Raw genomic sequence first — 11729 nt, 5'->3', positions numbered from 1 at the left:
AGAGTCTGACCTGCTCGGCCAACCGGCCGCAGCGGATGGGCACTCTCACCCTGGAGTCGGACACGTGCGCAGAACATCGATTCGCAACGCGGGCATCATTCTCGTCGCGGGGGCCGTGGTCCTCGGCTCGGCCGCCTGCACCAAGAAGGCTGATGCGACCGCGTCACCCGCCGCCGCGGCCACCGCCACGTCGGTCGCCGACGTCGGCGGGATGGAAGCGCTGATCGCCGCCGCCAAGGCGGAAGGATCGCTGAATCTCATTGCTCTGCCCCGCGACTGGGCAGGCTACGGCGATCTCATCGACAACTTCGGCGCCAAGTACGGCATCCCGGTCACCGTCGACAACCCGGAGGCCAGCAGCGCCGACGAGGTCAACGCGATCAAGTCCCTCAAGGGGCAGGACCGCGCGCCCGACGCGGTCGACGTCGGCACCGCGTTCGCCATCAGCGGTGCCGAAGAGGGGCTCTACGCGCCGTACCGGGTGGCGACCTGGGACGGCATCCCCGAGACGCAGAAGTCGCCCGACGGCACCTGGTACGCGGACTACGGCGGATACATCTCGATCGGCTGCGACGCCGCGAAGGTGGCAGTGTGCCCGGCTTCGTTCGCGGACCTGGCCAAGCCCGAGTACCGGGGCAAGGTCGCGCTGACCGGGGATCCCCTCAAGAGCAACTCCGCCCTGATGTCCGTCTGGTCCGCGGCCCTGGCCAACGGGGGTTCGGTCGACAACATCGCGCCTGGGATCGACTACTTCGGCAAGCTCAAGGCCAGCGGAAACTATGTCCCCGTGAAGGCGACCGCGGCCACGATCCAGTCCGGCGAGACCCCCATCGTCGTCGACTGGGACTACCTGAACGCGGCGAAGACCAAGGACCTCGCGAACGCCGGGGTGCGCTGGAGCGTCGCCGTCTCCAATGACGCGACGATCGGCTCGTACTACGCGCAGGCGATCAGTGCGACCGCACCGCACCCGGCCGCCGCGCGTCTGTGGCAGGAGTACCTCTACAGCGACGAGGGCCAGAACGGCTACCTCGCGGGTTACGCGCGCCCGGCGCGCCTGCCGGCCATGCAGGCCGCGGGAACCGTCGACCCGGCGCTCGCCGAGCACCTGCCCGCGGTGAACGTCAAGGCCGAATTCCCCACGGATGCACAGGCAACCGCGGCGAAGAACACCTTGACGCAGACGTGGGCGAGCACGGTCCAGTAGTGCGATCCGGGACTGCCGCGCGCCGCGCGCGCCTGCCGTGGAGCTGGTTCGGTCTGGTGCCGTTCTTCGGCTACGTGAGCGTCTTCTTCCTGCTGCCCACCGCGGTCATCGCGTACTCGGCGTTCCGGGTGCGCGGCGAGGGCGGCGCCAGCACTTTCGGCGTCGCGAACATGTCCGCCGCGCTCGGCGGCGCCTACCTGGACGCGTTGTGGAACAGCGCGACGATGTCGCTGGTGTGTGCGGTGATCGCTGCCGTGCTCGGGATGGTGCTCGCGTACGCGGTGGCCACCAGCCGGGGCGGGCTGCTGCAGAAACTGGTCTCCACCAGTGCCGCGGTGCTCGCGAACTTCGGTGGGCTGCCGCTGGCGTTCCTCTTCGTCGCGGCGATCGGTAACGCCGGCGTGCTCACCGTCTTCGTGCAGGAGCGCCTGGGACTCTCGCTTCGCGACGACCTGGGGTTGGACCTGTACTCGCGGGGCGGGGTGCAGTTCGTGTACCTGTACTTCCTGATCCCGCTCATGGTGCTGGTCATCACCCCGGCGATCGAGGGCCTTCGCCCCGAGTGGCGGGAGGCGGCCGAGGGGCTCGGTGCGCGTGGCTGGCAATACTGGCGTCACGTCGCGGGCCCGGCCCTGCTGCCGCATTTCCTCGGCAGCATCGCGCTGCTCTTCTGCACCGCCTTCTCGTCGTACGCGACCGCTGAGGCGCTCACCAACGGCACGCTGGCGATCACGCCGCTGCGGATCGACGGCGCGCTGTCCGGAAATGTCCTTGCCGGGCAGGAGAACCTGGGGGCGGCTCTTGCCCTGTCCATGATCGTGGTGGTGGTCCCGCTGACCCTGCTCTACCAACTGATGCAGCGGAGGAGTTCGCGATGGTTGCAGTGATCGGCGCGCCGGTGGCACCGAGCACGGTGACACCAACTGCTGGGGCGCCGGCGCCCACCGCCGCCCCGCCGCAGTCTCGGGGCCGCGTGCGCCGGGACGGGCCGCCGGTGCGTTTCTGGCGCGGGGTGGTCCTCGGGCTGGCGGGCCTGTACTTCCTCGGTCCGGTCCTGGTGGCGTTCTGGTTCACTGTGGACGGCGCCGACGGTCCGAGTCTGGCGGCGTACACCCGCATCTTCACGGCGACCGGCTTCGTGGACGCGATGACGAGTTCGCTGCTGCTCGGATTGATCTCGGTGGCAATCACTTTGGCGCTGATGGTGCCGACGATGCTGCTGGTGCACCTGCGGCTGCCGCGGGCGCGGCCCTACGTCGAGGTGTTCTCGCTGCTGCCGCTGGTGATTCCGCCGGTGGCCCTCGTCGTCGGCGTCCGTGGTGTGCTCGGCTGGGGCAACGGCAGCGAGTTCGTCGAGGTCTCTGCCGTGTTCACCGCATTGCAGGACAAGTCCCTGCCCCTGGTGCTCGCGCTGATGTACGTGGTGATCGCCCTGCCGTTCACCTACCGCAGCCTCGATGCCGGGCTGCGTGGCTCGAAGGTGACCGTCCTGGTCGAGGCGGCGCTGAACCTGGGGGCGCGCTGGCCGACGGTGCTGTGGCGCGTCGTGCTCCCGGCCCTGCGGACGTCGCTGCTCAACGCGGGCTTCCTCGCCTTCGCGTTGGTGATGGGCGAGTACACGATCGCGAAAATCCTGATCTTCCCGACCTTCCCGGTGTGGCTCGCCCAGTCCGGCGCCACCGACGGCCAGCTGCAGGTCGCCTTGGCCCTGCTCAGCCTGGCAGTCACCTGGGCGCTGCTGCTGATCGTGGTGGCGGTCGCGGGCCGAACACGAAAGGCAAAGCCATGACGAATCCGAGCGTCCGAAACGAGACCCCGCCTCGCGCCACCGTCAACGGCGGCGGCACGGCCGTCAGCTTCGTCGGCGTCCGGCGCACCTTCGGCGCCGTGAACGCACTGGACGGGCTGGACCTCGACGTCGCCCCGGGCGAACTGGTGGCGCTGCTCGGGCCGTCCGGTTGCGGCAAGACCACCGCTCTGCGGATCCTCGCCGGTTTCGACCAGCCGGACAGCGGGCAGGTGCTGGTCGGCGGTAGCGACGCGGCGGGCCTGCCTGCCAACCGCCGCGACATGGGGATGGTCTTCCAGTCCTACAGCCTCTTCCCCACCATGACTGCCCAGGACAACGTGGCGTTCGGCCTCGGGTTGCGCGGCCGCGGCGGCGGACGCCGGGGCGGCGGGCGGCTGGCCCGGGCGCGGGAGCTGCTCGACCTGGTCGGCCTCGCCGACCACGTCGCCAAGTTCCCGCATCAGCTCTCCGGCGGACAGCAGCAGCGGGTGGCGTTGGCGCGGGCGCTGGCGATCGCCCCCCGCGTCCTGTTGCTCGACGAGCCGCTCTCGGCGCTCGACGCCAAGGTCCGGTACCAGCTGCGGGAGGAGATCCGCCGGATCCAGCTGGACCTGGGCGTGACCACCCTGCTGGTCACCCACGATCAGGAGGAGGCCCTCGCCGTCGCGGATCGGGTTGCGGTGATGCGGGCAGGCCGGCTCGAGCAGTGTGCGCCCCCGAGCGAGGTGTACCGCCGTCCGGCGACGCCCTTCGTCGCCGAGTTCGTCGGCACGATGAACCACATCCCGGCGGTCGCCGTTGACCGTGGCACCGTCCGCGTGGGCGAGCAGACCCTGGTCTGTGACGGAGCGTGGCCCGGGCCGGGCCCGGTGACCGTACTGGCGCGTCCCGAGGCGGTGCTGGTGCACGAGGCCACCGAGGGCGACACAGTCGTCTCGGCAGCGACCTTCTACGGAGCGTCGACGAGGCTGCGGCTGGCACGGCCGGACGGGGCGGAGTTGCTCGCCGACGTCGCCAGCCATCGCGGTGGGGCACTGACGCCCGGCACCCGAGTGCACGTGTCCCTGCTCGAGCGCCCGGTGCTGCTGGCGTGAGCCGCCGGGTCGGTACGGTGGTGAGATGAGTGCGGGAGCAAGCGATCTGCCGCTCTACCGGTCGATTGCCGCGGACATCCAGACCGCGATCGAACGCGGTGACTTCGCAGGCGGGGCCACGATGCCGTCGGAGAACGAGCTGACGGCGCGGTATGGCGTCTCCCGTGGGACCATCCGCCAGGCCTTCGCGTTCCTGCGCTCCACCGGGGTGGTGTCCTCGCGACGGGGTGCACGGCGGCAGGTCCGGAGCGGCCCGAAGGTGCAGTCGATGACCGAGCTGGTCAGCTTCTCCCGGTGGGCGCGGGGCCTCGGCGAGACGCCGAGCAGCCGGACGCTGGGCGCTGCCGCGGTGCCGGCGTCCGGGGCGGTCGCGGACAAGCTCGGAGTCGCCGAGGGCGCCAACGTCTTTCACGTCGAACGCGTTCGGCTGTTGGGGGCGGCGCCGACGATGCTGGAGAGCACCTACTACCCGGAGTCGCTCGCGCCGCTGATCGCCGCGATCGACCTGGACGCCGAGTCGATCACCGACCGCCTGGCGGACCACGGCATCGTCTTCGCCGACGCCGAGCACGCCATCGACGCCGTCGCGGCGAGACCCCGGGAGGCCGAGCTGCTCGGCCTCGCTCCCGGAGCGCCGCTGCTGCGGACGGTCCGGCGGACCACCGACCCTGTCGGCGAGGTCCTCGAATGCTCGATCGACCTGTACGCAGGCGAGGCCGTCGCGTTCGTGGTCCGCAACTCGCTGGCCGCCGGGGCGACCAGCCGGGTCAGTTCCCGCTGAGGGTTCGGTCCAGTGCGTCGATGTCGACGCGGAAGTCCGCGAGGGTGACCGCGGGCGCGTCGGGGTCCTTGCCCAGGTCGTCGAACCGGCGTAGCAGGCAGGCTTCCTCGGCGTAGGGCTCGGCGGCGAACGCCGCGACCTCCGCCTCGTCCATCACCCCGCCCTGCACCGCCATGGTGAACTTCGAGGCGTCGGAGAGCTTGTCGTAGTAGGTGGGGTCGGTGGCGCACAGGTAGCGCTTGGCCGCGACATGCAGCCTCACCGGCTCGGTCACCGCATCGTCGAACCAGGTGGTCAGCCACTCGGCTGCGACGGCGTCGTGGTGGTTGTCGTTGCCCGACATGAGTTCTCGGCCGCTGATCGCGCCTGAGAAATGGCCGACGTCGTGCAGCACCGCGGCTACCACCAGCTCGGTGGGGGCGCCCGCCGCGCGTGCGGCCCGCCCGGTCTGGAGCATGTGCTGGGCCATGGACACCTGCTCGCCGAGGTACTCCTGCCCGCCCTCTCCGTCGAACAGCGCGGTCAGGGCATCGTAGGCGTGGGTCATCGGATCTCCCGGTAGGTCTCGATGGTGCTCAGCAGTCCGTCCAGGTCCGCGTAGGTGCCCTGGAGGTGTCGGTCACCGTTGGCGGCAAAGGCGGTGCGCGCGTGCAGCAGTCGGGTGTTGTCGAAGATCAGGCAGTCGCCGGCGCCGAGGTGGAAATCGAGCCGGGCCTCGGGTGCGTACAACAGCTCGGCGAAGGCGCGGTAGGCGCGATAGAACTCGCGCGCGAGGTCGGGACGTAGGCGCGGCACCGCCATCGAGCGGTTGTTGAAACGAATCTCGCGGATGCGGCCGGACTGGTCGAGGGAGATCAGGGGCGTGACCGCGCTCAGGTGGGCGTCGGGGGAGTCGAAGCGGTACGTCACCGCGGTGCCGGTGAGGATCTCGAAGGCGCGGGGGTCGCGCTGGCGCAGGGTTGCCGCGGCCGCGAAGCCGTCGACAAGGCCTGACTCGCCGCCGACCGAGGCGTTGTGCAGGCAGTGCAGGAGCTGGAGCGTCGGCACCGGGTCGCGGTACGGATTGTCGGTGTGGGGGCTGATCGCGAGGCCGGTGAAGGCGAGGTTCACCGCGTTCTCCTCGACCCGCACGTCGAAGAGCCTGCCGTAGTTGGTTTCCCGGACGAAGCCGAACGTCTCGGCCACCTTGGTGACCTGACCTGGCTCGGTCGGCACCCCGCGCAGCAGCGCGAATCCGCATCCCACCACCTCGCGCAGTGCCGGCGTCGGCTCTGCGAGATAGCCGGCCCAGTCGTGGGACCGCAGCGGCGACACCTCGGCGGCCGTACGCCACAGCCGCTTGCCCTGCTCGGTACGCGAATCGGCCAGCGGCGCAGGCGCGTCCGCTGCGATCAGCGCGTCGAGCTCGAAGGTCGACCGGTGGCCGTCGGGGGCGAACTCGACCTCGACGCGGTCGCCGCGGATCCGGGCGTCGCGGACCCGGAGTTCGGCGGGCAGGTCGACGATGTTGAACAGTCGCTGACCGCTCACGGCGTCGCGGCTGGCGGGGTCCGTGCACGCGTCGCGGAGCCACACCGCGGCAACCTCGACCACCTTGCCGTCGACCGTCAGACGCAGGTCGCCGTCGACGACCGACGCGTCGATTGCCCTCTTCTCGATAACTTGGCTGTACATGTCTTCGAGGTTGGCATGGTCGGGCGTGCCGGTCGACAACGCCGGGGTGAACAGTGGGTGGCGGATCAGAGCGTGGCGGATCAGGCGAGTGCGGACGCGTGGTTGGACTCCCAGAGCTCGTAGGTGACGCAGCCGGGCTCGGCGAGCGTCGGCTCGACGAGTGCGAGCATGGCGAGCGCCGCGCGGTCGGCCGCGGCCGGGGCTACCTTCACGCGGATGAAAGCGGTGTGCACGGTGTGTCTTTCAGGTCGTCGTTGTGGTCTCAGGTGGAGACGTGGACCATGTCCACGTACTTGCGCGGCAGGTCCTCGAACGCGATCTTCGTGACGCTCACCGGGCCGGATTGGTAGGAGTCCTCGCCGCCGATGAGCCCGTCGGCGTCCACCGGCCACAGGATCAGCTGTCGGTTCACCACCAGGTAGTCGGCGCTCTCGTCGTCGACCTCGATGCCGACGGATGCGGCATACGCGCCGGGGTAGATCTGCTTGAGGAATCCCTCGGTGACCACGCAGTGGTCGTCCACGACCAGCCGGTCGAGCGCGAACTCGAGCACGTTCGTCTGGGTCCCGATGAACCAGCTGTAGTACGTCCGAACGGCGTCCGTTCCCTTGGGGCCGACGTCCTTTCCGGCGTTCCAGAAGTGGTAGGCGGGGTCCGGGGTGAGGGTGCCCATCAACCGGTCGAGGTCGGGCTCCTCCTCGGCCTGCATGTGCTCCAGAACGGCACCGAGCACCACGCGATGTCGCGGGTTGGTCGTGTCGGCCAGTCGGCTCTGCAGCATCTCCCAGGTGCGGGTCGGATCGATGATCGCCATGTGGGTCTCCAATCGTCGGGTCGATCGAATACTGCCCCGGACGCCCACCGCGACAGGCGGAGTTCGTGCGGACCTCCCGCTGCGCGGGAGAGCTTGTGTCGGCCCTGAGGAGTGCCCCTTAGCGTCGGCTGCAGACGTGGAAGGAGACACCGATGTCTCGTATGGCGGGCAAGGTCGCGCTCATCACCGGCGCCGGTAACGGAATGGGGCGCAGCCATGCGGTCCGTCTCGCCGAGGAGGGCGCGGACATCATCGCGCTCGACCTTCCCGGCGCGGCGGCCGACCTGGCCGAGACCGCCCGGCTGGTGGGCGAGGCGGGGCGGCGTGCGGCGGTCGGGGCAGCGGACGTCCGCGACCTCGCCGCGGTGCAGGCGGGCGTGGACGCGGGCGTGGCCGAGCTGGGCCGGCTCGATGTCGTCGTCGCCAATGCGGGCGTCTGCGACAACCCGGGCCCGGCGTGGACCATCGACGCCCCGGTGTGGCAGCGCTCCCTGGACATCAACCTGACCGGCGTCTGGCACACGGTGAAGGCCGCGGCCCCGTCGATCGGCGCCGGCGGCGGGTCGGTCGTCATCGTCAGCTCGACCGCGGGCATGAAGGCCGTCGCGGGCGCCGCCCACTACTCGGCGAGCAAGCACGCGGTGATCGGGTTGATGCGGACCCTCGCAAACGAGTTGGGGCCGAGGTCGATTCGCGTCAACGCCCTGCTGCCCGGCGCGGTCGGTACCGCGATGACGCTGAACCCCGCCACCTTCGCCCGGCTACGGCCCGACCTGGCGGACCCCACCGCGGAGGACGTGATGGAGGTGCTGGCGCGCAACCATCTGCTGCCGGTGCCGTGGGTGGAATCCGCCGACGTCAGCAACGCCCTGCTCTTCCTGGTATCCGACGAAGCCCGGTACATCACCGGAACCGAGCTGGTGGTCGACGCCGGCCTGACACAGAAGGTGTGACGATGACGCGAGCGGGGACTACTCCGAGCGGACGGGTGGCGGGCAAGGTCGCGCTGGTGACCGGCGCGGCCCGCGGCATCGGCCGGGCGCAGGCACTGCGGTTCGCGCAGGAGGGCGCCGACGTGATCGCCGTCGACCTGTGCGGGCCGGTCGACACGGTAGTCACGCCGCCGTCGAGCGCGGCGGACCTCGCCGAGACCGCGGCACTCGTGCGCGAAACGGGCGGGCGGATAGAGACTTTCGAGGTGGACGTGCGCGATCGGGCGGCGCTGTCGTCCGCGGTGGACGCCGGCGTCGCGGCGTTCAGCGGCCTCGACATCGTCTGCGCCACCGCGGGGATCACCTCCTCGGCCCCGGCGCTCGATCTCGACGAGCAGACCTGGAAGACCATGCTCGACGTCAACCTGACCGGGGTGTGGCAGACGTGCGCGGTGGCGGCGCCGCACCTGATCGAGCGGGGTGGCGGGTCGATGATCCTCACCAGCTCGATCGCCGGGCTGCGCGGCCTGGTCGGTGTCGCCCACTACACCGCCGCCAAGCACGGCGTCGTCGGGCTGATGCGTTCGATGGCAAAGGAATTGGCGCCGCACCGGGTTCGGGTCAATACCGTGCACCCCACCAACGTGGACACCCCGATGATCCAGAACGACGCGGTGCGCGCGAAGTTCCGCCCCGATCTCGACCGGCCGCCGACGCGCGAGGAGTTCGCGGAGTCGGCCGCGACGATGAACATGCTCGCGATCCCGTGGATCGAACCGGTGGACGTCGCGAATGCCGCGCTCTTCCTGGCGTCCGACGAGGCGCGCTACATCACCTCGGTGTCCCTGCCTGTCGACGCAGGCAGCACCAGGCGCTAGGCGGCTCCGCCGCCCGTGCGCGGTTGACGAGTGTGTGGACTCGTCAACCGCGCACGGGCGCGGAGCGCCTATTCGAACTGGATCGCGCCCGCGGGGGTTCCGCTGTCGATGAGCGAGCGCAGGGTGAACCGCACCATGGCGGGGGAGCCGCAGACCAGCACCTGGTGGTCGGTGTAGGCGCCGTACGAGCTGACGACCTCGGCGAGCGTGCCCGCGATGATGTCGTCGGGGCCGAAGCCGATGTCGACGCGGGTCCGGTCGTACCACTCGTCGGCCCACTCGGGGTCCTGCACGGACTCCACGACCGGAACCACGGTCAGCCAGTCCAGCTGCTGGGCCAGGATCCACAGCATGTCCGAGCCGTAGAGGTCGCGGGGATGACGGCCGCCGATGAACAGGTACACCCGCGGCGGCCTCGGTCGCCGCGCGAGCTCCAGGATGATCGAGCGGAACGGGGCGAGTCCGGTGCCGCCCGCGACCATCACGACGTCCCGGCCGGAATCGTCGACCGACAGGCGTCCGCTCGGTTCGCTGATCTGCCACTGGTCGCCGGGGGCGGTGTCGCCGACGATCGCGCCGCTGATCCAGCCGGCGGGCACCGTCCGGACGTGGAACTCGAGCTTGCCGTCGAGCGAGGGCGGGAGGGCGGGGGAGTACCGCCGCGAGACCCGCGGGTTCTGCGGCACGGTCACCGAGACCGACTGCCCCGCGGTGAACGGGACGAACTCGCCCTCCAGCCGGACGACCGCGAGATCGGTTCGCAGCCGATGGTGCTCCACCACTGTCGCGGTCCACACCTGCTGTTCGACACCCGTGTTCTGCATGACCAGAGGGTATCGCGACGGGTTTGGCACCTGCACAAATGCAATTGCCACTAGAACATGTGTCAGTTTGCGTTCTAATGTGAGGCGTGCCACGTGCACGGCCGCGGCCCGCCAGCCGTGACCCCCAGTCAGAGCGGAGAAAAAATGACCACCGATGAGCTCGCCGACCTGCACCGCCCGCAGTACACCGCGGACCTGCTGATCACCGCGCTGGAGCGCAACGCGGACCGCCCCGCGCTCTACCTCGGGGATGTGGTGCTCACCGGTGGGCAGATGCGCGACCAGATCAGCTGCTTCGTGCAGGCGCTGCAGTCCCTCGGCATCGGCACTGGCTCCACGGTCGCGATGCTCTCGAAGAACCGTCCCGAGGTGCTCATCAGCGTCGGGTCCACGATGATCCTCGGCTGCCGCAACACCGCGCTGGCGCCGATGGGATCGCTCGACGATCACCGCTACATCCTCGAGGATTCCGAGATCGAGACGCTGATCTTCGATCCCACCGCGTTCGAGGCGCGCGCGGCGGAGCTCAAGGCCTCGGTGCCGTCGCTGAAGAACTTCTTCTCGCTCGGCCCGTCCGAGGTCGGCGTCGACCTGCTGGCGCTGGCGGGGGATTTCACCGCCGGGCCACTGGTCGCAGCGAAGGTGTCCGGTTCCGACCCGAGCAGCATCGTCTACACCGGCGGCACCACCGGCAAGCCGAAGGGCGTGATCAACACGTTCCAGTCGGGCGTGACGCTGCCGCAGATCCAGATGGCCGAGTGGCAGTGGCCGGACGAGATGCGATTCCTCGCCTGCACCCCGCTCTCGCATGCGGGCATGGCGTTCTTCGTGCCGACGCTGATGCGCGGCGGCGCGCTGGTGGTGCTGCCCGCCTTCGAGCCGGGTGCCGTCCTCGAGGCGATCGAGAAGCACAAGATCACCGTGACGATGCTCGTGCCGACGATGATCTACATGCTGCTCGACCACCCGGACCTGGCCAAGCGGGACCTCTCCAGCCTGCAGACGCTGTACTACGGCGCGGCGGCCATGTCGCCCACGCGCCTGGTCGAGGGCATCGAGAAGCTGGGCCCGATCTTCTTCCAGTACTTCGGTCAGTCCGAGTGCGGCATGACCATCACCGTGATGCGCAAGGAGGAGCACGACCCCGCCAACCTCGAGCGGCTGGCCTCCTGTGGGCGTCCGGTGCCGTGGCTGGACGTGCGCCTGCTCGATGACGACCTGAACGAGGTGCCCCGCGGCGAACTCGGCGAGATCTGCGTGCGCGGCCCGCTGGTGATGCAGGGCTACTGGAAGAAGCCGGCGGAGACCGCCGAGGCGCTGCGCGGCGGCTGGCTGCACACCGGTGACGTCGCCCGCGCGGACAAGGACGGATTCCTGTACATCGTCGACCGCAAGAAGGACATGATCATCACCGGCGGCTTCAACGTCTTCCCCCGGGAGATCGAGGACGTCATCTCCGGTCATCCCGCGGTCGCCTCGGTCGCCGTTGTCGGTGTGCCGGACGAGAAGTGGGGCGAGGCCGTGAAGGCCTGCGTGGTGCTGCGCGAGGGCGCGACGGTGGAGGTCGCCGAGCTGGTCGAGCGGGTGAAGGCCGCGAAGGGTGCGGTGCACGCGCCCAAGACGATCGACTTCGTCGACGCGCTCCCGCTGACCCCGCTGGGCAAGCTGGACAAGAAAGCACTGCGGGCGCGCTACTGGGAGGGCGCGGCGCGCGCGGTATAGCGGCGATCGCGGGC

The 11729-nt window shown here is 70.0% G+C and carries 13 protein-coding genes; 8 read left to right on the top strand and 5 right to left on the bottom strand.

What is annotated here, in order from left to right:
• Positions 1-64 precede the first annotated feature (64 nt).
• The 5 genes from ABIC28_RS16455 to ABIC28_RS16435 are packed head-to-tail and all read left to right on the top strand — an operon-like array spanning position 65 to position 4871.
• Entirely contained in the window at positions 65-1207 is a 1143-nt protein-coding gene (locus ABIC28_RS16455; RefSeq protein ID WP_307861323.1) for an ABC transporter substrate-binding protein, read from the top strand.
• Entirely contained in the window at positions 1207-2094 is an 888-nt protein-coding gene (locus ABIC28_RS16450) for an ABC transporter permease (RefSeq protein ID WP_209928444.1), read from the top strand. The genes ABIC28_RS16455 and ABIC28_RS16450 overlap by 1 nt, the downstream gene beginning before the upstream one ends.
• Complete coding sequence (locus ABIC28_RS16445) at positions 2082-2996, top strand: ABC transporter permease (RefSeq protein WP_269588455.1); 915 nt, start codon at positions 2082-2084, stop codon at positions 2994-2996. The genes ABIC28_RS16450 and ABIC28_RS16445 overlap by 13 nt, the downstream gene beginning before the upstream one ends.
• Positions 2993-4090, top strand: coding sequence for an ABC transporter ATP-binding protein (locus tag ABIC28_RS16440; protein WP_354579830.1), 1098 nt, complete (start codon positions 2993-2995; stop codon positions 4088-4090). Before ABIC28_RS16445 ends, ABIC28_RS16440 begins: the two co-directional genes overlap by 4 nt.
• 25 nt (positions 4091-4115) lie before the next feature.
• Positions 4116-4871 (top strand): GntR family transcriptional regulator, encoded by a 756-nt coding sequence (locus ABIC28_RS16435; RefSeq protein ID WP_097210027.1) that lies wholly within the window; start codon positions 4116-4118, stop codon positions 4869-4871.
• On the opposite strand, the gene ABIC28_RS16430 is transcribed toward ABIC28_RS16435, so the two are convergent.
• The 4 genes from ABIC28_RS16430 to ABIC28_RS16415 all read right to left on the bottom strand — a co-directional run bounded on the left by ABIC28_RS16430 (position 4858) and on the right by ABIC28_RS16415 (position 7359).
• The gene (locus ABIC28_RS16430; protein ID WP_209928446.1) at positions 4858-5418 is read right to left on the bottom strand and encodes an HD domain-containing protein; all 561 of its coding nucleotides are present in this window, start codon (positions 5416-5418) and stop codon (positions 4858-4860) included. The two genes, ABIC28_RS16435 and ABIC28_RS16430, sit on opposite strands and share 14 nt — an antisense overlap.
• On the bottom strand, positions 5415-6545 hold the full coding sequence (tmpA, locus tag ABIC28_RS16425) for a 2-trimethylaminoethylphosphonate dioxygenase (protein WP_218840946.1): 1131 nt from the start codon (positions 6543-6545) through the stop codon (positions 5415-5417). The genes ABIC28_RS16430 and tmpA overlap by 4 nt, the downstream gene beginning before the upstream one ends.
• Before the next feature lie 80 nt (positions 6546-6625).
• Positions 6626-6778: an antibiotic biosynthesis monooxygenase gene (locus tag ABIC28_RS16420; protein WP_179800426.1), complete on the bottom strand. Its 153-nt coding sequence runs from the start codon at positions 6776-6778 to the stop codon at positions 6626-6628.
• A gap of 29 nt (positions 6779-6807) precedes the next feature.
• The gene (locus ABIC28_RS16415; RefSeq protein ID WP_097210028.1) at positions 6808-7359 is read right to left on the bottom strand and encodes a nuclear transport factor 2 family protein; all 552 of its coding nucleotides are present in this window, start codon (positions 7357-7359) and stop codon (positions 6808-6810) included.
• A 152-nt stretch (positions 7360-7511) separates the two neighbouring features.
• Here ABIC28_RS16415 and ABIC28_RS16410 point away from each other — a divergent pair, with 152 nt between their 5' ends.
• Complete coding sequence (locus ABIC28_RS16410) at positions 7512-8312, top strand: mycofactocin-coupled SDR family oxidoreductase (RefSeq protein ID WP_097210029.1); 801 nt, start codon at positions 7512-7514, stop codon at positions 8310-8312.
• A 2-nt stretch (positions 8313-8314) separates the two neighbouring features.
• The gene (locus tag ABIC28_RS16405; protein WP_209928451.1) at positions 8315-9169 is read left to right on the top strand and encodes a mycofactocin-coupled SDR family oxidoreductase; all 855 of its coding nucleotides are present in this window, start codon (positions 8315-8317) and stop codon (positions 9167-9169) included.
• 68 nt (positions 9170-9237) lie between these two features.
• On the opposite strand, the gene ABIC28_RS16400 is transcribed toward ABIC28_RS16405, so the two are convergent.
• Positions 9238-9993, bottom strand: coding sequence for an FAD-binding oxidoreductase (locus ABIC28_RS16400; RefSeq protein ID WP_354579825.1), 756 nt, complete (start codon positions 9991-9993; stop codon positions 9238-9240).
• 144 nt (positions 9994-10137) lie between these two features.
• On the opposite strand from ABIC28_RS16400, the gene ABIC28_RS16395 reads away from it, so the two are divergent.
• Positions 10138-11715 (top strand): AMP-binding protein, encoded by a 1578-nt coding sequence (locus ABIC28_RS16395; RefSeq protein WP_354579823.1) that lies wholly within the window; start codon positions 10138-10140, stop codon positions 11713-11715.
• The last annotated feature ends 14 nt before the right edge of the window (positions 11716-11729 follow it).

It is taken from the genome of Rhodococcus sp. PvR044, assembly GCF_040548995.1.
Classification (GTDB): Bacteria; Actinomycetota; Actinomycetes; order Mycobacteriales; family Mycobacteriaceae; genus Rhodococcus_G; species Rhodococcus_G oryzae.
This window is presented reverse-complemented; position numbering and strand designations above follow the sequence as displayed.